At 70.8% G+C, this 21126-nt stretch carries 20 protein-coding genes and 1 pseudogene; 10 read left to right on the forward strand and 11 right to left on the reverse strand.

Annotated features, from left to right (window positions below; all coding sequences use genetic code 11):
• Positions 1–103: 103 nt before the first annotated feature.
• From ACZ4Z3_RS22420 to ACZ4Z3_RS22450, 7 genes and pseudogenes are all read right to left on the reverse strand, one after another.
• Positions 104–1747, reverse strand: a complete 1644-nt coding sequence (locus ACZ4Z3_RS22420) for an alpha/beta hydrolase (protein WP_468502648.1) — start codon at positions 1745–1747, stop codon at positions 104–106.
• A 146-nt stretch (positions 1748–1893) separates the two neighbouring features.
• The gene (locus ACZ4Z3_RS22425; RefSeq protein ID WP_468502649.1) at positions 1894–2745 is read right to left on the reverse strand and encodes an endonuclease/exonuclease/phosphatase family protein; all 852 of its coding nucleotides are present in this window, start codon (positions 2743–2745) and stop codon (positions 1894–1896) included.
• Between the two features lie 55 nt (positions 2746–2800).
• Positions 2801–3205, reverse strand: coding sequence for a hypothetical protein (locus tag ACZ4Z3_RS22430; protein WP_468502650.1), 405 nt, complete (start codon positions 3203–3205; stop codon positions 2801–2803).
• Positions 3206–3340: 135 nt separating this feature from the next.
• On the reverse strand, positions 3341–4063 hold the full coding sequence (locus ACZ4Z3_RS22435) for a VOC family protein (RefSeq protein ID WP_468502651.1): 723 nt from the start codon (positions 4061–4063) through the stop codon (positions 3341–3343).
• A gap of 33 nt (positions 4064–4096) precedes the next feature.
• Entirely contained in the window at positions 4097–5200 is a 1104-nt protein-coding gene (locus ACZ4Z3_RS22440; protein WP_468502652.1) for a Rieske 2Fe-2S domain-containing protein, read from the reverse strand.
• A 110-nt stretch (positions 5201–5310) separates the two neighbouring features.
• On the reverse strand, positions 5311–5853 hold the full coding sequence (locus tag ACZ4Z3_RS22445) for an MOSC domain-containing protein (RefSeq protein WP_181361815.1): 543 nt from the start codon (positions 5851–5853) through the stop codon (positions 5311–5313).
• Between the two features lie 215 nt (positions 5854–6068).
• Positions 6069–6433: pseudogene (locus ACZ4Z3_RS22450) on the reverse strand (DUF7134 domain-containing protein); the annotation flags it as partial.
• 297 nt (positions 6434–6730) lie between these two features.
• On the opposite strand from ACZ4Z3_RS22450, the gene ACZ4Z3_RS22455 reads away from it, so the two are divergent.
• On the forward strand, positions 6731–7204 hold the full coding sequence (locus ACZ4Z3_RS22455) for a carboxymuconolactone decarboxylase family protein (RefSeq protein ID WP_359689592.1): 474 nt from the start codon (positions 6731–6733) through the stop codon (positions 7202–7204).
• Positions 7205–7247: 43 nt separating this feature from the next.
• On the opposite strand, the gene ACZ4Z3_RS22460 is transcribed toward ACZ4Z3_RS22455, so the two are convergent.
• The gene (locus tag ACZ4Z3_RS22460; protein WP_468502653.1) at positions 7248–7664 is read right to left on the reverse strand and encodes a VOC family protein; all 417 of its coding nucleotides are present in this window, start codon (positions 7662–7664) and stop codon (positions 7248–7250) included.
• Positions 7665–7859: 195 nt separating this feature from the next.
• On the opposite strand from ACZ4Z3_RS22460, the gene ACZ4Z3_RS22465 reads away from it, so the two are divergent.
• Both ACZ4Z3_RS22465 and ACZ4Z3_RS22470 read left to right on the forward strand, forming a co-directional pair.
• A complete protein-coding gene (locus ACZ4Z3_RS22465) occupies positions 7860–8270 on the forward strand; it encodes a VOC family protein (RefSeq protein WP_468502654.1) in 411 nt (136 codons plus the stop codon).
• 176 nt (positions 8271–8446) lie between these two features.
• Positions 8447–10840, forward strand: coding sequence for an ATP-binding cassette domain-containing protein (locus tag ACZ4Z3_RS22470; RefSeq protein ID WP_468502655.1), 2394 nt, complete (start codon positions 8447–8449; stop codon positions 10838–10840).
• A 57-nt stretch (positions 10841–10897) separates the two neighbouring features.
• Here ACZ4Z3_RS22470 and ACZ4Z3_RS22475 read toward each other — a convergent pair whose 3' ends face one another.
• Positions 10898–11530, reverse strand: a complete 633-nt coding sequence (locus ACZ4Z3_RS22475; protein WP_468502656.1) for a DUF2637 domain-containing protein — start codon at positions 11528–11530, stop codon at positions 10898–10900.
• A 167-nt stretch (positions 11531–11697) separates the two neighbouring features.
• On the reverse strand, positions 11698–12687 hold the full coding sequence (locus ACZ4Z3_RS22480; protein WP_468502657.1) for a LacI family DNA-binding transcriptional regulator: 990 nt from the start codon (positions 12685–12687) through the stop codon (positions 11698–11700).
• Between the two features lie 360 nt (positions 12688–13047).
• On the opposite strand from ACZ4Z3_RS22480, the gene ACZ4Z3_RS22485 reads away from it, so the two are divergent.
• Both ACZ4Z3_RS22485 and ACZ4Z3_RS22490 read left to right on the forward strand, forming a co-directional pair.
• Entirely contained in the window at positions 13048–15093 is a 2046-nt protein-coding gene (locus ACZ4Z3_RS22485; protein WP_468502658.1) for an RICIN domain-containing protein, read from the forward strand.
• A gap of 191 nt (positions 15094–15284) precedes the next feature.
• Positions 15285–15803, forward strand: a complete 519-nt coding sequence (locus tag ACZ4Z3_RS22490) for a hypothetical protein (RefSeq protein WP_468502659.1) — start codon at positions 15285–15287, stop codon at positions 15801–15803.
• Positions 15804–15863: 60 nt separating this feature from the next.
• Here ACZ4Z3_RS22490 and ACZ4Z3_RS22495 read toward each other — a convergent pair whose 3' ends face one another.
• Positions 15864–16520, reverse strand: a complete 657-nt coding sequence (locus ACZ4Z3_RS22495; protein WP_468502660.1) for a maleylpyruvate isomerase N-terminal domain-containing protein — start codon at positions 16518–16520, stop codon at positions 15864–15866.
• A 574-nt stretch (positions 16521–17094) separates the two neighbouring features.
• Between ACZ4Z3_RS22495 and ACZ4Z3_RS22500 the strand changes: the two genes are divergently transcribed.
• From ACZ4Z3_RS22500 to ACZ4Z3_RS22520, 5 genes are read left to right on the forward strand one after another with little or no spacing between them, the layout of a single operon-like run.
• Positions 17095–18303, forward strand: a complete 1209-nt coding sequence (locus ACZ4Z3_RS22500; protein WP_468502661.1) for a sensor histidine kinase — start codon at positions 17095–17097, stop codon at positions 18301–18303.
• On the forward strand, positions 18300–18701 hold the full coding sequence (locus ACZ4Z3_RS22505; protein ID WP_055540070.1) for a roadblock/LC7 domain-containing protein: 402 nt from the start codon (positions 18300–18302) through the stop codon (positions 18699–18701). Before ACZ4Z3_RS22500 ends, ACZ4Z3_RS22505 begins: the two co-directional genes overlap by 4 nt.
• Positions 18698–19075 carry a DUF742 domain-containing protein gene (locus ACZ4Z3_RS22510; RefSeq protein WP_055514333.1) on the forward strand — a complete coding sequence of 126 codons (378 nt, stop codon included), beginning with the start codon at positions 18698–18700 and terminating at the stop codon, positions 19073–19075. Before ACZ4Z3_RS22505 ends, ACZ4Z3_RS22510 begins: the two co-directional genes overlap by 4 nt.
• Complete coding sequence (locus ACZ4Z3_RS22515; RefSeq protein ID WP_468502662.1) at positions 19050–19643, forward strand: GTP-binding protein; 594 nt, start codon at positions 19050–19052, stop codon at positions 19641–19643. The genes ACZ4Z3_RS22510 and ACZ4Z3_RS22515 overlap by 26 nt, the downstream gene beginning before the upstream one ends.
• 16 nt (positions 19644–19659) lie before the next feature.
• Entirely contained in the window at positions 19660–21003 is a 1344-nt protein-coding gene (locus tag ACZ4Z3_RS22520; protein WP_468502663.1) for a cytochrome P450, read from the forward strand.
• Positions 21004–21126: the final 123 nt, after the last annotated feature.

The following is a 21126-nucleotide window of genomic DNA, read 5'->3' on the forward strand; positions in this document are numbered from 1 at the left end:
ACCGCGCCCCGAGCCCCGCGCACGACCGAGGCGCCGGCCGTGGGGCCGACGCCTCGGGACGTGCTGTGGTGCGGGTGCGATGCCGCCGACCGGTCAGGACCGGTCAGGCCACGGAGCCGATGTTCTCCACGCGCTCGTTCACACCGTTGCGGAGCTCACCCAGCGTCGTGCCGGGCGGGGCCACCTTCGGCGTCGACGACGGCGGCTGCGTCTCGTCCGCGCAGGTCGTGCCGTGGGCGGGAACCGTCAGGTCCACCAGGTACTTGACGACCGCGTCCGTCGCGCAGGCGCTGCGGCCGAACGCCGTGTGGCCCTCCGCCTCGAACGTCAGCAGCGAGGCGTTGTCGAGGCGACGGGACAGCGCCACCGCGTCCTGGTACGGGGTGTCGGGGTCACCGGTGGTGCCCATGACCAGGATCGGCGCCGAGCCCTTCGCCCGGTAGGAACCGTCGTAGCGGCTGACCCGCTCGGCCGGCCACTGCGCGCAGGCGGTGGCGTGCTGGTGGTCGTAGGTCGGCGGACCGAACGCCATCGCCGGGCCGAGCAGCGGCGCCGCCGCGGCGAACGACTCCACCTTGTGCTTCAGCAGCCGCTGGTCGCGCGGGTAGTCCCGGTCGGTGCACTCCACGGCCACGTTCGGGCCGAGGAAGTCGAAGCTCGCCGGGGACGGCGGACGCAGCAGGAACGAGGTGTTGTCCCGCAGCTGCGCCTTCTTGAGGGCCGCGCCCAGCGACGGCCAGATGACCTTGCCTTCGTTGATGTTGAACATCAGCCGGTAGACCAGCGTGTAGCCGTTCGCCTTGCCGCCGCTCGCGGTGGTGACCGGGTTGGCGTCCAGGTCCTTCTTCAGCTGCTCGAACGCGCCACGCGGGTCGCCGTCGCCGAACCCGCAGATGGCCTGGTCGGCGGCGCACCAGTCGAGGAACCGGCTCATCGCCCCGTCCAGCGCCAGGTACTGCGGCCGGTCGTAGGCGTACGGGCGGTTGGCGTAGTGCACCGGGTCGTACGCCCCGTCGAGGGTCAGCGCCCGCACCCGCTGCGGGAACAGGGCCGCGTACACGGTCCCGATGTACGAGCCGAACGACCGCCCGTAGTAGGTGAGCTGCTCCTCGCCGAGGGCCTGGCGCAGCAGGTCGATGTCACGGGCGACGTACTCGGTGCCGATGTACGGCAGCAGCCCGCCCGCGTTGTCGAGGCACGCCTGGTTGAACGCGGCGGCCTCGGTCAGCGCCGGCCCGAACGCGTCCGGTCCGGGCACGCCCTTGGCGTCGGTGACGGCCTTCGAGTAGCGGGTGTCGTCGAAGCAGGTGAGCGCCGAGCTGCGGCCGACACCGCGGACGTCGTAGCCGAACACGTCGAACGACTCGCGCAGCGCGGCCGGCAGCCCGTTGTAGTTGTTGCGGACGAAGTCCACACCGGAGTTGCCGGGCCCGCCCGGCTGCATGAACAGCGTGCCCTTGCGCTTGGCCGGGTCCGCGGCCTTCTTGCGCACCACCGCGAGGGTGATCTTCTGGCCGGTCGGGTTCCGGTAGTCGAGCGGCACGTCCGCGTTCGCGCACTCGTAGCCGCCCTGGCAGTCCGTCCACGCCAGGGACGGCACGGGCGGCGTCGGGAGGGTGTCCGGTGCCTTCGGCGAGGCCATCGCCTGGGTCGCCGTCCCCGTGCCGGCGACGAGGAGCGCCGCCAGCGCGGCCCCCGCCGTTCTCAGACGACCGAAACGTCTCGGTGCGCCATGGGATGTCGTCATGTGTCCTTCCCCCTGTGCTGGTCTTGCCCTCAAGTGCCCACTGGTCAAGGTGAGTCGGGGCAATGTCTAGCTGATCAGAGGGCAAAAAGGCGAGCGCGGTGCCACTATGGCCGAGATTCCACGCGATCTCCCCACCCCAGCGGTAGTTACCGCGCTGCCCCGGCCGTGTCGACGTCGGCGTGCACCAGGTCGTGGTCCGAGACCGGGGTGCGGTGCACCCCCTGCTCCAGCGGGGCGGCGCCGCGCAGGAACACGTAGTCGAACTTGAGCCGCCAGTCGGTGGTCACCTCGCAGTCCCCGGTGGCCGGAGGACGGCACCCGGGGTCCGCGTCCGTGGCCAGCGCCCACAGGGGGGCGAGTTCGGGGGCGTCCGGCACGGCGTTGAGATCGCCGATGACGATCGCGCGGTCGTACCGGGCGACGGCCTTCGCCAGCACCTCGACCTGGCCCTCCCGGACCGCCTCCTGGCTCCGCTGGGCGAGGTGGGTGTTGAACACCCGGACCGGCCTGCCGTCCACGGCGGTGGTGACCGCCAGGTACCCGCGCTCCTCGGAACCCCCCTCGGGGTAGAGCTTCTTGACCGGGTCGGTCATCGGCGCCGCCGAGAGGATCGCCTGCCCGAAGCCGCCGGGCTTCCAGGGCACCCCGCCGCAGCGGTTCCAGTTGCGCAGCACCGGCCCGTACTCGACGTGGTAGACCAGCCCGTGCAGGTGCTCCAGATAGTCCCGGATCCGCTCGACGTCCCGTACGCACGCCTCCTGCACACCGAGGACCTGCGGCGCGAAGCGGGCGATCTCCGCCGCACGGTCGACGTCGCTCGTGTCGCAGGGGTTGCAGATGTTCCACGTCATGACCCGGTCGGGGACGACGTCCCGGACGGCCTTCACGGGCGCCGAGGCGCCGAAGAGGCCCCCGCCCGGCGCACTGGGGCCGACGAGCACGACGCAGGCCACGGCCAGACCACCCGCGAGCACACGCGTGCCCCTACCGAGCACCATGGCCTCCTCACCGTGGAACCCCACGCATCAGACGTCCACGTCCGAGGTTAAGCGATCACCCCCCGGTACCGGGGCGGCCCGGCGCCCCGCCCGGCCGGGTGCCGAGCAGCACCAGCACGCTCCCGGTGAACATCAGGACGCCGAGGGGGACGTGCGGCGCCGGCAGGTGGGCGATGCCGAGGACCACCTGGAGGGAGGCGAGGAGGAGGAACCCCGAGGCGTACAGGACGGGCCGGAGGGAGGCGCCGCCCGTCCGCCACGCGAGGACCGCGGCCAGCACGTAGAGCATGGAGGCCCCGTACATCACGCGGGCCCCCATGTCGTGCAGCAGTTGGCCGTGGGCGGAGGTCAGCAGCAGCCCGGCGGTGGCCGCCTGGAAGAAGAGCGTCAGCGTCTGCAGTGCGACCGCGACCCGCACGAACGTCGGCCCGCGGTACGCCGGTGCCGTGTGAACAGCCATGTCCCGTTCCCCTCTTCCGCCTCACGACGGAGCGCCGATGGTGTGCACCGATGCGACGGAGCAGGGCCGGGAAATGTGACACGGACGGGTCCGGGCGGCTCGTCGCGGGCCGGGAACCGCCGTTCGCGACACGGCCTAGCGGGGCGTCAGGACGCAGAACTCGTTGTCGTCGGGGTCGAGCATCGTGATGCGGCCGTCCTCGTGGGGCGCCGGGTCGAGGAGCTTCGCGCCTAGGGAGAGGAGGTGGTCGACCTCCGCCCGCTGATCGCCGCCCGGGGGCGGGGCGAGGTCGAAGTGGAGGCGGTTCCTGCCGTGCTTGGGGGCGACCGGCGGGCCGCCCCAGGTGATCTTGGGGCCGCCGTGCGGTGACTGGATCGCGGTCTCCTCGTCCTGGTCCCAGACGAGCGGCCACTGAAGCGCCGCGCTCCAGAAGTACCCGACCGCCTGCGAACCGTCGCAGGCCAGCGCGCCGAGGAAGCCGCAGCCGGCGAGGAAGGCGTTGCCGGGCGGGATGACACAGAACTCGTTGCCGTCGGGGTCGGCGAGCACCACATGCCCCTCCTCGGGGCGCTGACCGACGTCGATGTGCCGCCCGCCGAGCCGGAGTGCCCGGTCCACCGTCTCCCGCATGTCCTCCGGTGAGGTGCTCGTCAGATCGAAGTGGATCCGGTTCGCGACGGTCTTGGGCTCGTCGCCGGGGAAGAAGCCGAGACGGAACCCGTGCTCGTCGGCGGGCAGGACCGCGACGCCGTCCCGCGGGTCGTCGGAGAGCCGCCGTCCCAGGACACCGGCCCAGAACGCGGCGAGGTCCCGTGGGCGGCTCGCGTCGAAGCAGAGCGCGTACAACTGACAGGTCATCCCCGTGATCTCCGATCAACTGGCCGATCGTCGTCAGGGCGCGTGGCCGGCCCCCGGGGCGGAGCCTAGAGCTGACCGGTCGTCACCCGCAGCCCGATATTCGGCGGACGGCAGCCCCCGAGCGGCCTCGCCCGGCGCCCGGGGCGGATAGAACTGGGCGTACCAGCGGCGTATCGCCCTGATGCCCTTCTCGTGCGGGAGCAGCACCGGACGCGGCTGGTGGATCTTGTGGTCCCAGATGCGGACCTCCTCGCGGACCTCGCCCAGCGCCTCCCTGCGGAAGACGAGCTTGAGCAGGGGGGAGAGGAGGGCGGAGAGCAGGGGGGCGCGGGCCGGTCCGCGCAGGTGGTACAGCATCCGCAGCTCGCTCGTGCGGTCGTCGACGGGCGTGGTGAGCGCGACGGCGGTGACCGACAGCACGGGGCCGTGGGTGCGGACCACCATCACGCCGGGCCCGTACATGAACGCGTCGAAGGTGTTGTCGATGTCCCGGCCGAGCACCCGCCGGCTGAACGAGCCCCGTGCCTCGGCGAACGGGCCGTCCGCCCGCCACTCCTGCACGGGCGGCTCGCTCTGGCCGTGGATGAAGTGGAAGTGGGACTCGTCGACGATGTTCTCGCGCATCTCCTGGATGTGGATCCGCGCCCGGCAGGTGTCGTCGATGGGCCGGGTGAACTCCCGTGACACCGCCTCCGGGATCTCCGGCACCTCCCACGCGGGCTCGCCCGGCCCGACGTACACGAGGACGAGGCCGCTGTGCTCGCGCACCGGGAAGCCGCCGAGGGAGACCTTCGGGGTGCGTGCCGCGAACGGCGCCTTCACGCACCGCCCGTCCGCGCCGAACCGCCAGCCGTGGAAGGGGCACTCCACCGCGCCGTCCACGACCTTTCCGCCGACGCCCAGGTGCGCGCCGTAGTGCGGGCAGTAGGCGTCCCGTACGGCGGCCCGCCCGTCCGGCCCGCGGAACGCGATCAACGCCCGCCCGAAGTAGTGCAGGCTGACGACCTTCCCCGGCGGAAGCTCCCGGCTCCGCAGCACCGCGTACCAGCCGTACGGGACGGCCGGCATCGGGTACTCGTCGGCTCGCGGATCACGCGGCGGCTCCGTGTGCTTGTCATGGCGCCGCCAAAGTCGCATGGGGAAAGGGTAGCCGGACACCGCTCACCGCGGGTCAACCCGCGTGTACGAACACGGAGTTGGCGTAAAGGTGTCGGTGCGGCGATGGAGGGGTGAGGCGGTGGAGCGGGTCAGACACGTTCCAGCGGGCGGTGCGGGCCGCTCGGCAGCTCCACGCCGATCGGGTCGCCCGGGCGTACCACGCCGCCCTGCCGTACGACGCTCATGATTCCGGCCTTGAGCACGAGCCCGCCGGACTCGTCCCGGCCGACGACCTGCTTCAGCAGGCCCTTGCGGAAGGCGTCGATCTGGAGGCACGGGTTGCGCAGACCGGTCACCTCCAGCACCGCCTCGTCGCCCACCTTCAGCAGCGTGCCCACCGGCAGGCCGAGCAGGTCGATCCCGCGGGTGGTGATGTTCTCGCCGAGCTCACCGGGCGCCACGTCGAAGCCTTCCGCCGCGACCTCGGCGAACAGTTCCTCGTGGATGAGGTGCACCTGACGGAGGTTCGGCTGGGTGGGGTCCTGCGCGACCCGCGAGCGGTGCTTGACCGTCACCCCCGCGTGGACGTCCCCCTCCACCCCGAGCCCGGCGAGCAGCGTGACGCCGTCCCGGTTCGGCTTGGTGAACGAGTACTCGGCGTTGCTGCTGACCGCCGTCACCGTCGCGCTCATGGTCGGATCTCCCCCTGTGTCCCCGGATCACGCACCCTGCGGATCGCGTCCCGCGCCCCGCGGGCCTCGTTGATCTTGCCCCGAGGCTCACGATCCCAACCCGCGGGTGGCGGGGCCGGCGGAGGGAGGTCAGTGGGCGGGCGCGGTGCCCTCGGGCATGCCGTACGCCGCCACCATGATCTTCTGGGCCACCTTGTTCATGTCCTGGCCTTTCGGACGTCGTGCATCTCGCCTGCGATCCGGGCGCGTTCGCGTGCCGCGGCCCGCTCGGCCTCGACACACCGGTCGCGCCGGCGGGCGTCGGTCAGCCTGCCGAAGACGTAGGCCGCCGCGAACACGAAGAACGAGAAGGTGAATTCGCGCAGCGAGCGGGAGTTGAGCCACACCCGACCGGGACGGCGACCAACAGCAGAAGCCTGGTGGCCAGCCGTTTGCGCGCCGACGACTGCGCGGCGACCGTGTGGACGATCACGAGCCCGGTGTACGGCAGCGGCTGACCGGGGCCGTCCAGGGTCAGCCGGTACAGGGCGCTGGTCGCGAGGACCGCCAGCAGGACGGCGAAGGGAGCGTGCCGCCGCCACCTTGCTTGTCGGGCAGGGCGCCCGGTCCTTCAGGGCCGGGGTGAATGCCCGCTCCCGCGTAACGGACCGCTCCCGCGCAGCGGGGCGGACACCGAGGCCCGGCGGGAGAACGAGTGGCTGGGTGCGGGGAACGCGGACGTGCAGCAGCAGGCGTTGAAGGACTTCGCCCACGGCATGTGCCGCACGCGTGACCTTCCCCCCGGCCGCTGTGACGGGCGTCACGCCGTGCCGTGTCACGTCTCGCCGGGCCGTCCCGTCGATGAGGTGTGAACGCCACGACGACCGAGGAGCGCACGATGGAAGCTCGCCTGAACCTCTTCGCCAACCCGCTGGCCGGCAAGGTCTTCAAGCACCTCAACTCGGCGGGCAAGGCCCTGCTGGACTCGACGCTGCCGCACGCGACCCAGGAGCTGGTGAAGATCCGGGCCAGCCAGATCAACGGCTGCGGATTCTGCACCGACATGCACACCAAGGACGCCGCGCACGCGGGGGAGAGCGCGCAGCGCCTCCACCTCGTGGCGACCTGGCGCGAGGCGACGGTGTTCACCGACGCCGAGCGCGCCGCCCTGGAGCTGGCGGAGCAGGCCACTCGCATCGCCGACGCGGCCGGCGGCGTCCCCGACGAGGTGTGGGAGAACGCCGCCAAGCACTACGACGAGGACCAGCTCGCCGCCCTGGTGGGGCTGATCGCCCTGATCAACGCGTACAACCGCGTCAATGTGATCGTCCAGCAGCCCGCGGGCGACTACCAGCCGGGCATGTTCGGCTGAGCCCCCGACCGGCGCCGCACGGCGAGCCCGGGGCTCCGTCCCCTCAGCCCCGCGGCTCGCTGATGTTGACCATCCAGGGGACGCCGAAGCGGTCCGTGCACATGCCGAAGACGTCGCCCCACATCTGCTTGTCGAGCGGAACGCTCACCTGGCCGCCCGCCGAGAGCTTCTCCCAGTAGCCGCGCAGTTCGGCGTCGTCGTCGCCGCTCAGACTCACGGAGTAGGTGAAGACGGGGGCGCTGTCCGCGCCGGTCGGGGAGTCCGCGCCCATCAGGGTGAAACCGCTCGGAGTCTCCAGCATGCCGTGCATGATCATGTCGGCCTGCGGGCCGCCCTCGGCCTGCCCGAACGAGCCGTAGGTGTTGAGCACCAGCTCCCCGCCGAACACCTCCTGGTAGAACTCCAGCGCCTGCCGGGCGTCGCCGCCGAAGTGGAGATACGGGTTGAGTCGCGAGGCCATGGATCCTCCTGGAAGGAGCGAACGGTCGGTCGTCCGGAGACTAGACCCGACCACTGACAACGGCACCCGGACGCAGGGTCGCCGCCCCTCAGCGCCGCCCCCCGCCGCGGATCGTCCCGGCGGCGGCCCGTACGCGGCCCAACCGGTCAGGATTCGAGAAGCGCTCCCGCCGGGGCCGCGCCTAGCGTTACGGCCATGGACATCACCATTCACTGGACCTTCCTCCCGCACACCGATCCGGAGGCCTCGCTGGCCTTCTACCGGGACACCCTCGGCTTCGAGGTGCGCAACGACGTCGGCTACGAGGCCATGCGGTGGATCACCGTCGGTCCGGCCGGCCAGCCCGGCACGTCGATCGTCCTGGAGCCGCCGGCCGCCGACCCCTCCCTCACCGACGACGACCGCCGCGCCATCACCGAACTGATGGCGAAGGGCAGCTACGCCCGTCTCACCCTGGCCACCCCCGACCTCGACGACACCTTCGACCGGGTGCGGGCGAGCGGCGCCGAGGTCGTCCAGAAGCCGACGGAGCAGCCCTACGGCGTCCGCGACTGCGCCTTCCGCGACCCCTCGGGCAACCTGATCCGGATCAACGAGCTCCGCTGAGCCATCCGCAAAACCACCGGACGCACCGTCGGTGACCTGGTTAGATCGAGCCGGCTGCCCTCCATGGCCGGCTCGTCGGCCGGTCGCCGCCCCCGTCGGTCGCCCCACCGGCCGGCTGCCACGCCCTCCCACGACACACCCGATCCGCACCGCGTCGCGCGACAGATGGAGACACGATGAGCACGGTCAAGAGGACGGACCCGCAGTCGCCCGAGCCGCACACGGCGGACAGCCACGACCTGATCCGTGTGCACGGGGCCCGTGAGAACAACCTCAAGGACGTCAGCATCGAGATCCCGAAGCGCCGGCTGACGGTGTTCACCGGGGTCTCCGGCTCGGGCAAGAGCTCACTGGTCTTCGACACCATCGCCGCCGAGTCGCAGCGGCTGATCAACGAGACGTACAGCGCCTTCCTCCAGGGCTTCATGCCCAATCTGGCCCGCCCCGAGGTCGACGTGCTCGACGGCCTGACGACGGCCATCACCGTCGACCAGCAGCGGATGGGCTCCGACCCCCGCTCCACCGTCGGCACCGCCACCGACGCCAGCGCGATGCTCCGGATCCTCTTCAGCCGGCTCGGCGACCCGCACATCGGGCCGCCCGCCGCGTACTCCTTCAACGTCGCCTCCGTCTCGGCGAGCGGGGGCATGACGATCGACCGGGGCGCGGACAAGACCAAGACCGAGAAGGTCACCTTCAGCCGCACCGGCGGCATGTGCACGCACTGCGAGGGCCGGGGCTCGGTCTCCGACATCGACCTCGCCCAGCTGTTCGACGACTCCAAGTCGCTCTCCGAGGACCCGTTCACCATCCCCACCTACACCGGGGACGGCTGGGTCGTCCGGGTCATCACGGAGTCCGGCTTCTTCGACAAGGAGAAGCCGATCCGCGAGTACACCAAGAAGGAGCGGTACGACTTCCTGTACCGCGAGCCGACCAAGGTGAAGATCAACGGCGTCAACCTCACCTACGAGGGGCTGATCCCGAAGCTGCAGAAGTCGTTCCTGTCGAAGGACCGCGAGTCGATGCAGCCGCACATCCGGGCCTTCGTGGACCGGGCGGTCACCTTCGCCCGCTGCCCCGAGTGCGACGGCACCCGTCTCAGCGAACTGGCCCGCTCCTCGCGGATCGGGAAGCTCAACATCGCCGACGCGTGCGCGATGGAGATCCGCGACCTCGCCGAGTGGGTCCGCGCCCTGGACGAGCCGTCGGTGGCGCCGCTGCTCGCCAAACTCCGCCACACACTCGACTCGTTCGTGGAGATCGGCCTCGGCTACCTCTCCCTCGACCGGGCCTCCGGCACGCTCTCCGGCGGCGAGGCCCAGCGGACCAAGATGATCCGCCACCTCGGCTCGTCGCTCACCGACGTCACCTACGTCTTCGACGAGCCCACCGTCGGCCTGCACCCGCACGACATCGAGCGCATGAACAAGTTGCTGCTGCGGCTGCGCGACAAGGGCAACACGGTGCTCGTCGTGGAGCACAAGCCGGAGACCATCGCCATCGCCGACCATGTCGTGGACCTCGGGCCCGGCGCCGGCACGGCGGGCGGCACCGTCTGCTTCGAGGGCACCGTCGAGGGGTTGCGGGGCAGCGACACCGTCACCGGCCGCCACCTCGACGACCGGGCGAAGCTGAAGGACACCGTCCGCGAGGCCACCGGCCACCTCCAGATCCGCGGAGCGACGGCGAACAACCTCCAGGACGTCGACGTGGACGTCCCGCTCGGTGTGCTCTGCGTCGTCACCGGGGTCGCCGGCTCCGGCAAGAGTTCACTGATCCACGGCTCCATCCCGGCGCCCGAGGGCGTGGTCTCCGTCGACCAGACCCCGATCCGCGGCTCCCGCCGCAGCAACCCGGCCACCTACACCGGACTCCTCGACCCGATCCGCAAGGCGTTCGCCAAGGCCAACGGCGTCAAGCCCGCCCTGTTCAGCGCCAACTCCGAGGGCGCCTGCCCCACCTGCAACGGCGCCGGCGTCATCTACACCGACCTCGCGATCATGCAGAGCGTCGCCACCCCGTGCGAGGACTGCGAGGGCAAGCGGTTCGACGCGTCGGTGCTGGAGTACCGCTTCGGCGGCCGCGACATCAGCGAGGTGCTCGCGATGCCGGTCAGCGAGGCCGAGGAGTTCTTCGGCGGCGGCGAGGCCCACACCCCGGCCGCCCACCGCATCCTGCGCAGGATGGCGGACGTCGGCCTCGGCTACCTCACCCTCGGCCAGCCGCTCACCACGCTCTCCGGCGGTGAGCGGCAGCGCCTGAAGCTGGCCGTCCACATGGCCGACAAGGGCGGCGTCTACGTCCTCGACGAGCCGACCACCGGTCTGCACCTCGCCGACGTCGAGCAGCTGCTCGGCCTGCTGGACCGGCTCGTCGACTCCGGGAAGTCCGTGATCGTCATCGAGCACCACCAGGCGGTCATGGCCCACGCCGACTGGATCATCGACCTCGGCCCCGGCGCCGGACACGACGGCGGCCGCGTCGTCTTCGAGGGCACCCCCGCCGATCTCGTCGCCGCGCGCTCCACCCTCACCGGCGAACACCTCGCCGCGTACGTGGGCGCCTGACCCGGCCGGTCCCACCGGAACACGACGAAACCCCAGGTCCACGACCTGGGGTTTTCGTCACGCCTTGGGCCCGCCGACGGTGTCGGCGGCGTGCCGCGGCCCGGACCGGGAGGAGAACTGGCCGACCAGTTCCCGGAAGCAGACCAGCGCGGTGACCGGAGGGACCCCCACCACGACCATCGCGAGCAACGACCCCGGAGTCTGTCCGACGCACAGCGCCACCGCCGTGCCCGACGACAGCAGCATCACGGCCCAGGACCGCCGGGCGGCCCGGTGCTGCACCGACGCCCGCAGGATGGAGAGCCCCGCGACCAGCCACGGCCCGTACACCGTCAGAGGCCACCATCGCGCCAGTCTTTCCGAGACCACCAGCAGGGCGATGCCGTGCAACTGGTTGTAGGAATAGGAGATCGACCAGGAGAGCATCGTCGCCGCGCACACCGTGATGGTGAAAACCAGAAAAACGACGGTGATGCTTCTCGGGTTGGCGGAAAAGATGTGCGCCCCCGGCCGTGGTCTCCGTCTGCTGACGGGTCGACGCGGGGACGGCACCTTTACCTGCATGGGCATCGACACCGGTACCGACACCGGGACGGACGCCGACATCGACATCTGGGTCGGATCCTCGTCGTGCTCCCAGTCGTCGGACGGAGTCCTCGGGTCGGGGAGCCAGACGTGCTGTGTCTCCATACCGCCGTACGCATCCTGCCAAGTCACGCATGCTCAACGAGTGGCGTCCCGAGCGAGGCATCCGGCATTCAGGGGAATAAAAGTCTGCTGGGATTATCGGTGTCGTTGAAATCCGGATACTTGGTCGGCAAAACTGTTGAATGCGGGAAATCGAAAAGTGTTGTCCCTCAGTGACCCGGCGGCGGGGCCGTGCTGCGGCGGGACACGAGCCGGGTCGGGACGAGCGTGGTGCCGGGCTCGGGGGTGGGTCGCCGCATGCTGGTGAGCGCACCCTCGACGCACAGGCGCCCCACCTCGGCGAAGTCCTGGTGGATGGTGGTCAGGGGCGGCAGGAACGACCCCGACTCGGGGATGTCGTCGAAACCGACGACGCTCACCTCGTCCGGCACCGTCCGGCCCCGCTCGTGCAGGGCCCGCAGCAGCCCCAGCGCCATCTGGTCGTTCGCCGCGAACACCGCCGTGCAGTCCGGCCGTTCGGCGAGCAGGAGCCCCGCCCGGTAGCCGGACTCCGCCGACCAGTCGCCGCGCACCGGGGACGGCGGCACCAGCCCCGCCTCGGCGAGGGTGTCGCGCCAGGCGTTCGCCCGGCGCTGGGCCGCGAACGAGTCCTCAGGCCCGGCCAGGTGCCACACGGTCGCGTGCCCGAGGTCCAGCAGATGCCGTACGGCGTCCCGCGCCCCGCCCGCCTGGTCGGTGTCGACGACGGTGTACCGGTCGCCGGCGTCGGAGTCGGCCACCACGACCGGGATGCCGGGCGGCAGCGAGACGGTCGCCGCGTCGAGCAGATGGGTCTCCATGATGACGATCACCGCGTCCACGGCGAGCTCCCCCAGCCGGGAGAAGGCGCCGTTCACCTCGTCCTGCGTGGGCACCGCGACCGGGAGCAGGGTGACGGCGTACCCCTCGCGCGCGGCGGAGGTGGCGATCGCGTCGAGGGTGCGGATGTTGCCGAGCGTGGACAGCGAGAAGGTGATCACGCCGAGGGTGCGGAACTCCCCGCGGCGCAGGGCACGGGCGGCGCTGTTGGGCCGGTAGTCCAGCTCCCGCATCGCGTCCAGCACCTGGCGGCGGGTCTCCTCGGTGACGCCGGCGAACCCGTTGGACACACGGGACACCGTCTGCGCGGAGACGCCCGCGAGCCGGGCGACGTCACCCAAGGAAGGGCCCTGCCGGGGCCGGGCGCCCCGCCCCCGGCCCCGGGGCGCGGGCCCCGCCCCCGTCCCGTGCCCGCGGCCCGGTACCGCCGCGCTCTCCCGGTCAGCTCTGTCCACCTTGTCCCCCAGGCTCCCCGTCCGCGCCGCTCGGCGATGACGCGGGTCCGCAGCGACTCCCTTGACCACCGAGATTCGGACAGTGTAGACATCGCGCCGAGGGATGTTTACGTAAACATGACCTGTCATGAACCATACGAGAGCACCGCGAACCGCACCGGAACAGCCCTGAACCGCACCAGCGGGCCCCGATCTCTCGTGTCGCGCCGGGACGCGCGGCACGTGGAAGAGTTGGAGTTACTCGAGATGGCACACCGCACCCGCACGAGACGGCTCCTCGGGGCCATCGGCGTGACGGCCCTGGCGACCGGGACCGTCATGGCCACCACCTCACTGCCGTTGGCGCACGCCGAACCGGCCGCCGCGTCGGTCACCGTCCGGCCGGACCCCTCGTACAAGGGCGACAGCTTCGAGGGCTGGGGCACCAGCCTGGTGTGGTTCGCCAACGCCACCGGCGACTATCCCCCGCAGATCCGCGAGAAGCTCGCGAAGCTCCTGTTCGGGGAGAGCGGCCTCAATCTCAACATCGCCCGCTACAACATCGGCGGCGGCAACGCCCCCGACGTCAAGGACTACCTGCGGGCCGGCGGCGCCGTCGAGGGCTGGTGGAAGGCCCCGGCGGGCACCACCCGCGAGGACGTCGACTGGTGGAACGCCGACGACCCGGCCGACTGGAATAAGAAGGCCGACGCCACCCAGCGCTGGTGGGTGGACCGCATCAAGAAGGACATCACGCACTGGGAGGCGTTCAGCAACTCCCCGCCGTGGTTCATGACGGTCAGCGGCTATGTCTCCGGCGGCTTCGACTCCTCGAAGGACCAGCTGAAGGAGGAGTCGGTCGAGGACTTCGCCAAGTACCTGGTCGGCGCCACCGAGCGGCTGGAGAAGGCGCACGGCATCAAGGTCGACACCCTCGACCCGTTCAACGAGCCGAACACCGACTACTGGGGCACCAAGCTCGGTGAGGACGGACAGCCCACCGGCGGCCGCCAGGAGGGCGCCCACATGGGCCCCGAGCTCCAGCAGAAGGTGCTGCGCGCCCTCGGCCCGGTCCTGGACAAGTCCCGTACCAGGGCGGAGATATCCGCGATGGACGAGACCAACCCCGGTAAGTTCGCCACGAACTGGAACTCCTACCCGCAAGAGGTCCGCGACCTCGTCGGCCAGATGAACGTCCACACCTACGGCACCAGCCAGCGCACCACCGTCCGCGACCTCGCCAAGGCCGCCGACAAGCCGCTGTGGATGAGCGAGGTCGAGGGCGACTGGGGCGACGGGCAGAGCTTCACCGACATGCGCCCCGGTCTGGGCCTCGCCCAGCGCATGGTCGACGACCTGCGCGAACTGGAGCCGAAGGCCTGGGTCTTCTGGCAGCCGGTCGAGGACTACGACAACATGAAGCCCGGCGGCGAGTCCGCGAAGGGCGGCAACTGGGGCTCCATCCAGCTCTCCTTCGCCTGCAAGTCCACGGACACCCTGAAGACCTGCCCGATCTACACGAACACCAAGTTCGACACCGCCCGCAACTTCACGCACTACATCAAGCCGGGCGACCGTCTGATCAAGACGAACGACACCTCCAGCACGGCGGCGGTCGCGAAGAAGGGCGAGAAGGCGACGGTCGTCCACGTCAACAGCACCACCGAGTCCCGCGCGGTGACGCTGGACCTGTCGCGGTTCGGCAAGGTCGCCTCCGGCGCGACGGTCACCCCCGTGGTGACGGACGCCGCCGGCAAGCTGGTGAAGAAGAAGGCGGTCCGGGTCAAGGGCAAGAAGGCCACGATCGTCGTGCCCGCCCAGTCCGTGACCTCCTTCCTGGTCAACGGCGTCTCCGGGGTGGCGAAGGACCGCGCGGAGCTGCGCGACGACGAGACGTACACCCTGACCGGCGTGCAGAGCGGCAAGAACCTCGCGGTCGCGGGCGACGGCAAGGGCCTCGTCATCAAGAACGTCGACCCCGGTACCCAGGCCCAGCAGTGGACCGTGGACCGGATCGGCAGCGGGGCGACGAGCAACCGCACGCGGTACGCGATCACCAACGGGGCCGCCGGCAAGCGCCTGGCGATCCGCGGCGGCTCCCTGACGGTCGAGGCCGACGAGGGCACGCGGGACGCGGCCGCGCAGTGGATCCTGTCCAGCACCGGTGACGGCTCCTGGACCCTGCTCAACGCGGCGACCGGCCAACTCGCCGACGTCAACGGCCAGTCCACGAGCGACGGCGCCTCCGTGGGCGTCTGGTGGCCCAACTCGGGCCTCAACCAGCGCTGGTGGCTGAACGACCTCCCGGGCTGACGCACCGGCCCACCCGGCCACACCACGAGGAAACCCCAGGTCGAAGACCTGGGGTTTCCCCATGCCGTGGGGGGCGCCGCACCGCGCCGCGCGGGCGGTGGTCACAGAATGGACACCTCTTCCGCACATCCCCTCACATGTCGCCCCGTGGGGCACTACGGTCGCTCCACCTGCGACATTCGGGGGGCAAGATGACGAATCCGTACACCACTCCCATACCGCCGCCTCCGCCGCGGCCCGACACCCGTCCCCTGCGCAAGCGCGTGCTGGCGTGGATCGGCGGGGCGGCGCTCTTCGTGGCGGGCGCGGTCGCCGGGTCCACCGGGGACGACGGGCAGCAGCCGGTCGAGGCCAGGGTCAAGCCCGCGACGACCGTCACCGCGACCGTCACGGCGACACCCGAGCCCGCGCCGACCGTCACCGAGACCGTCAAGGCCAAGGCGAAGCCGCGCCCCACGGTCACCGTCACCAAGACGGCGAAGGCCGCCGACGCGGGCACGGGCAGCGGCTCCGGCACGGACTCCGGCTCCGACTCCGGCGGGGGCGAGGACACCACCGGCACGTGCACGATCGTCTCCAACTCCGGCAACTGCTACTCGGCCGGGCAGTTCTGCCGCAACAGCGACCACGGTGCCGTCACCACCACCGAGGGCGGCGACCGGATCAAGTGCGTGTACAAGTCGAACGCCTGGCGCTGGAGCTACGTCTGACCGACCGCGGCGGTGGGCCGGGCGGCGGGCGCGTCGGCGTGGGGGCGGCCGGCGGGCGCGTCAGCCGATCACGAACGGCAGTCGCTCCGCGCGCTCCCCGAGCGCGGCCCGCTCCGCCTCCGTGGGGCGCCGCCGCCCCGTTCCCACGAGCAGCACGTCCTCGTCGGAGAACGACGCGGGGAACGTCGTCCCGGCGATCCGCTCCAGCATCGCGCGGGAGTGGGCCAGGGCCTCGGCGGGCGGACCCGGCACGTCCGGCAGGTGGGCCGTCAGGTCCAGGTGGTGCAGGGTCCACTCCAGGACGTACGCGGTGAGGTAGTCGCCGGCGGTGAGCACCTTGTCCTGGGTGCTCACCCGGAGGCCGGGGTCGGCGAGCGCTGCGGCGCGGCCCGCGGCGGAGCCGACGTCGTCGAGGTGGAACCTGAGCAGGCCCGGCTCCTCGTACGCGGCGGCGAGGCGGACGATCAGCGCGTCCAACGGGTCGTCGCCGGACGGGAGTTCGTGCGTCACGGTCCAGTAGGCCACCGCGTCCGCGGTCGGCTCGGCGGCGGCCGGCGTCACCAGGGTGATCAGCACGTCCTGCGCGTCGACGACCAGATGGCAGACGAGGTCCCGGACGAGCCAGCCGGCACACCCGGAGGGCCGGGCGAAGTCCTCGTCGGGCAACTCGGCGACCGCCGCGCGCAGCGCCGCCCAGGAACGTGAGAAGAGGTCCACCCGGGCACGGTACGGGAAACGCCGTCCGGCCTGTCGGCCTTCGGGCGTACCGCGCGGCGGACGACGACGAGGCCCGCGCGATCCCCCGGGGCGGGGCCGTCCGCCGTCCGGCCCGTGACGCCGTCGATGTCCAGGATCTCGCGGTGGCGGTGCGTCTCGGCGGCCCCTCGGCGGGCCCCGCGATCGGCTTCCGCTTAGGTCCCCGGCCGCATACGGAACCGCGTCGAGTTGACGCGCGGCAATATAGCGCGAGACGGGGACGGGAACCCCGTGACGCCGGTGAAATGCGGTTCCGGCAGTATGGTCGCGCGTGGTGGATTAGCAACTACGAATAGCGCAGGGCCAGTAACTGTGGGCTGTCACCCAAGTTTCATAAGGATTCCGCATCTTGACGTCTCGTCATGACTCAATGCGGTGATACGATCACCGCACTTGCTGAACGGACGGATAGGTGCAAAAGCGGCACCTCTCGCCAAGGGGGCAGCCTGGGCGGCGACCCTGGATGGGCGACCTCCGGTCTGCGCGCATTGACGGGATTTCAGTAGCTGGCCTTCAGCCGCCTGAAGAGGGTCTCATGACGCCATACATACAGAATCCGGTGCTTTGGGTTCTTCTTGTCCTAACCCTTCTCGCAGCCGCCCTCGTTGTTCGCCAGCGACGGGCGGCCCGCGGATTACGACAGGAGATCGCAGGGCTCAAGAACCACTACGGTGAGTTGGAGACTCATTACTCCCAGTCCGTTCGAGAGGCGCAGCAGGAGGCCGAGGCGGAGACGCGTACGGCCCTGAAGTCCGCGATGAGGACGCTCCAGGGTCTCGCCGCCGAACAGCAGCGCATCATCTCGGGTCTGCAGCGCAAGTACGGCGACTCCGTCATGCTCCAGGACCTCCTGGAGATCGACCACATGAACGCGCAGTTCGGTCGCCGCGCCCAGTCCATCGCGGTGCTCTGCGAGGGCTGGCTCGGCCGTCACCGCGACGTGGCCTCGGTCTACGACGTGGTCCGCAGCGCCCAGGGCAGGATCCGCCACTTCCAGCGGGTGCAGATCCTGTCCAAGGTGGACTTCGGGCTCACCAGCCGTGCCGTGGAGCCGGTGGCGCTCGCGCTCGCCGAGCTGCTCGACAACGCGACCAGCTACTCCAGCCCCGACACCGTGGTGGAGATCAACGTCCGTACCGTCCCCAAGGGCGTCTGCATCGTCGTCGACGACGCCGGTGTCGGTATGAACGAGGAGGAGAAGGCCAGGGCCGAGAAGCTCCTGACGAGCGAGCGGGCCTCCGGTGTGTCCGGGCTCGGCAACCCGCCGCAGTTCGGCTTCGCCGTGATCGGTGTGCTCTGCGAGCGGTTCGGCTTCACGGTCTCCGTGGACTCCACGTCGCCCTACGGCGGTGTGCGGGCCGTCGTGCTGCTGCCCGACGAGCTGCTCACCGACATGCCGACCCCGCGGGAGCCGCAGGAGCCCGTCGCGGTCGTCCAGGAGACGCGGGAGCGGACGCCGGTCGTCGACACGGTCGCCGTGGCGCGCGAGACCGGCCCCGAGCCCTCCCTGCCCCTGCCGACCACCGACGACGGCCTGCCCCGGCGCCGGCGCAAGCGGCCCATGGCGCTCGTCTCCAACAGCGACCCGTCGGCCCCGCCGGCCCCGCGGCGGCGCAGCGAGGACACGGCGGCGATCATGGCCGCCTTCAAGCAGGGCACGGACAAGGGTCGCGCCACACATCCGGACGGCGAGCGGTCGAGCGGCACGGGTGGCGCGAGCAGTGAAGGGCACGAGGTCTCATGAACAACGATCTTTCCTGGATGCTGGACAGCGCCCTGGAGATCCCCGGGGCTCTGCACGCCGTGCTCATCTCCGCCGACGGGCTCCAGCGGGCCCGCTCCAAGGACGTGAGCAAGGACGACGCGGACAAGGCCGCCGCCGCCATGAGCGGTCTGCAGTCGCTGAGCCGGTCACTGGCGTTCTTCTGTGACGGATCCGATCTGCGCTGGCAGCAGACCCTGGTCGAGTTCGACGGCGGCTGGATCTTCCTGATCTCCGCCGGCGCCGGCGCCTACCTCGCCGTGTCCGCGTCCTCCGACGTCGACATGGCGGACATCACCTTCCGGATGCAGCAGCTTGTCGGGCAGTTGGGCAAGGTTCTGACTGCTCCGCCTCGCGAGAGCAGCGTGGTACGGCCATGAGCGATTCCGACAAGCAGGAGCACGAGGCCGCCGAATTAGTGCGGCCGTACGTCATCACGGGCGGCCGTCATCTGCCCGGCGAGGGTCAGTTCTCGCTGATCACGCTGGTCACGGCGGCGGCCGACCACCAGCAGCGGCCCGCCCGCCTCTCCCCGGAGGAGCAGGAGGTGCTGCGGATGTGCGTCGGCGGCTACCTCTCGGTCGCCGAGATCGCGGGGCACATGCAGCTCCCGGTGGGCGTGGTGAAGATCCTGCTCGCCGCTCTCTCCGAGGGCGGCTACCTCATCAGCCGCCCGCCCGAGCAGCGGGCCCCCGTGGCCAACCTGCAGATTCTCGAGGAGGTGCTGAATGGTCTCCGGGCCAAGTTTGGATGAGCAGGCGTACGTCCGTGGCGGGGAGACCCAGACCGCCGTGAAGATCCTGGTGGTCGGGCACTTCGCGGTGGGCAAGACCACGTTCATCGGGTCGATCTCGGAGATCTCGCCGCTGTCCACCGAGGAGACGATGACCCGCGCGGGTGAGGCCATCGACGACCTCAAGGGGGTCCAGGGCAAGACCACCACCACGGTCGCCATGGACTTCGGCCGGCTGACCGTCAGCGAACGCGTCGTGCTGTACCTGTTCGGTACGCCCGGACAGCAGCGCTTCGTGCAGATGTGGGAGGACATGGCACGTGGCGCCCTCGGCGCGCTGGTGCTGGTCGACCCCGAGCGGCTGGCGGACTCCTTCGCGGTGATCGACCTGATCGAGCAGTACGGGCTCGACTACGCGATCGCCGTCAACCACTTCGACGGTTCACCCCTGCGGGACGAGAGGGCGCTGCGCGAAGCGCTCGATCTGCTCGACGACACCCCGGTCGTCACCTGCGACGCGCGCGACGAGAGATCGTCCGCCGAAGCACTGATCACGCTCGTCCGCTACTTGATGGACCGCGCCCGTTAGGAGCAAGACGAAAGACATGACCCCCGAACCCCACTCCCCCGTTCCGCCACCCGGGTGCCCCGCCCACGGCAGCGGACTGCCGGTGCCGCTGTACACCCCCGAGTACGCCGCCGACCCGCAGGCGTACTACGCGTACCTGCGGCACTTCGGGGCGACCGCGCCGGTCGAGATCGCGCCCGGTGTGGACGCGACCCTCGTCACCGACCACGCGACGGCGCTCCACCTGCTCCAGGACTCGGGCAACTTCCGCAAGGACGCCCGGCGCTGGCGGGACGTCGCCGAGGGCAGGATCGGCCCGGACAACCCCGTCGTGCCGATGCTGGGCTACCGGCCCAACGCCATGTTCACCGACGGCGCCGAGCACGCCCGGCTGCGCCAGGCGATCACCGACACCCTGGCCCGCGTGGACTCGCGGCAGCTGACGGAGATGACCAAGCGCGCCTCCGACTACCTGATAGCCCAGGTCGCCGCGCGCGGCTCGGTCGACCTGATGAACGACTACGTCAAGCAGCTGCCGCTGCTCGTGTTCAACGAGCTGTTCGGCTGCCCGGCGGACGTCGGCGACCGCGTCGTCTTCGGCATCTCCGGTGTCTTCGAGGGCGTCAACGCCGAGAAAGCCAACATGGTGCTCGGCCAGGCCGTCGGCGAGCTGGTGGCGCTGAAGCGGGCCAGGCCCGCCGACGACGTCACCTCGCACCTGATGCGGCACGAGGCGCGGCTGAGCGACGAGGAACTCGTCCACCAGCTGATCCTGCTGCTCGGCGCGGGCGCCGAACCGCTGCGCAACCTCATCGGCAACACCCTGCACCGGCTGCTCACCCACGACCGGTACGCCGACGGCGGCCTCATCGAGGAGGCCATCGACGACACGCTGTGGGAGAACCCGCCCATGGCGAACTACGCGCCGCACTACCCGGCCTCCGACCTGGAGTTCGCCGGGACGAAGATGCGCGCCGGCGACCTGGTGCTGGTCAGCATCACCGCCGCCAACACCGACCCGGCGCTGGCGGCGGCCCGGCAGACCGGCGGGCGGCGCGCCCACCTCGCGTGGAGCGCGGGCCCGCACGCCTGCCCGTCCAAGGACCTCGCCCGGCTGGTCACCATGACGGCCATCGAGAACCTGCTGAACCGGCTGCACGACATCGAGCTGGCGGTGCCCGAGGACAGCCTGACCTGGCGGCCGGGCCCGTTCCACCGGGCGCTCGCCGTGCTGCCGTGCCGCTTCACCCCGCAGGTCGTGCACCGGCCCACCCCGCCGCGTGCGCAGGAGACCGCACGGACCGACCACCAAGCGCCCTCCGGCCGCAGGGCGGAGCGGTCGGGTGTCTGGAGTTCCTTCCTGTCCTGGTTGAAGGGGTGATGCACGCAACAGGCGCAACGTCCAGACACTGCATGAAGATTCAACCTAAGGGGTAGTAACGCGGCGGCATTCGTGGTGACTAACGAAACAAGGGAGGTGTCGTGGACCACGTTTCCGACGACG

Source organism: Streptomyces sp. NPDC030296, assembly GCF_055572815.1.

Excerpts from the sequence above, each read along its gene's own strand:
- ACZ4Z3_RS22420 (WP_468502648.1), bottom strand. The coding sequence starts at position 1,747 with ATGACGACATCCCATGGCGCACCGAGACGTTTCGGTCGTCTGAGAACG.
- ACZ4Z3_RS22425 (WP_468502649.1), bottom strand. The coding sequence starts at position 2,745 with ATGGTGCTCGGTAGGGGCACGCGTGTGCTCGCGGGTGGTCTGGCCGTG.
- ACZ4Z3_RS22430 (WP_468502650.1), bottom strand. The coding sequence starts at position 3,205 with ATGGCTGTTCACACGGCACCGGCGTACCGCGGGCCGACGTTCGTGCGG.
- ACZ4Z3_RS22435 (WP_468502651.1), bottom strand. The coding sequence starts at position 4,063 with ATGACCTGTCAGTTGTACGCGCTCTGCTTCGACGCGAGCCGCCCACGG.
- ACZ4Z3_RS22440 (WP_468502652.1), bottom strand. The coding sequence starts at position 5,200 with ATGCGACTTTGGCGGCGCCATGACAAGCACACGGAGCCGCCGCGTGAT.
- ACZ4Z3_RS22445 (WP_181361815.1), bottom strand. The coding sequence starts at position 5,853 with ATGAGCGCGACGGTGACGGCGGTCAGCAGCAACGCCGAGTACTCGTTC.
- ACZ4Z3_RS22455 (WP_359689592.1), top strand. The coding sequence starts at position 6,731 with ATGGAAGCTCGCCTGAACCTCTTCGCCAACCCGCTGGCCGGCAAGGTC.
- ACZ4Z3_RS22460 (WP_468502653.1), bottom strand. The coding sequence starts at position 7,664 with ATGGCCTCGCGACTCAACCCGTATCTCCACTTCGGCGGCGACGCCCGG.
- ACZ4Z3_RS22465 (WP_468502654.1), top strand. The coding sequence starts at position 7,860 with ATGGACATCACCATTCACTGGACCTTCCTCCCGCACACCGATCCGGAG.
- ACZ4Z3_RS22470 (WP_468502655.1), top strand. The coding sequence starts at position 8,447 with ATGAGCACGGTCAAGAGGACGGACCCGCAGTCGCCCGAGCCGCACACG.
- ACZ4Z3_RS22475 (WP_468502656.1), bottom strand. The coding sequence starts at position 11,530 with ATGGAGACACAGCACGTCTGGCTCCCCGACCCGAGGACTCCGTCCGAC.
- ACZ4Z3_RS22485 (WP_468502658.1), top strand. The coding sequence starts at position 13,048 with ATGGCACACCGCACCCGCACGAGACGGCTCCTCGGGGCCATCGGCGTG.
- ACZ4Z3_RS22490 (WP_468502659.1), top strand. The coding sequence starts at position 15,285 with ATGACGAATCCGTACACCACTCCCATACCGCCGCCTCCGCCGCGGCCC.
- ACZ4Z3_RS22500 (WP_468502661.1), top strand. The coding sequence starts at position 17,095 with ATGACGCCATACATACAGAATCCGGTGCTTTGGGTTCTTCTTGTCCTA.
- ACZ4Z3_RS22505 (WP_055540070.1), top strand. The coding sequence starts at position 18,300 with ATGAACAACGATCTTTCCTGGATGCTGGACAGCGCCCTGGAGATCCCC.
- ACZ4Z3_RS22510 (WP_055514333.1), top strand. The coding sequence starts at position 18,698 with ATGAGCGATTCCGACAAGCAGGAGCACGAGGCCGCCGAATTAGTGCGG.
- ACZ4Z3_RS22515 (WP_468502662.1), top strand. The coding sequence starts at position 19,050 with ATGGTCTCCGGGCCAAGTTTGGATGAGCAGGCGTACGTCCGTGGCGGG.
- ACZ4Z3_RS22520 (WP_468502663.1), top strand. The coding sequence starts at position 19,660 with ATGACCCCCGAACCCCACTCCCCCGTTCCGCCACCCGGGTGCCCCGCC.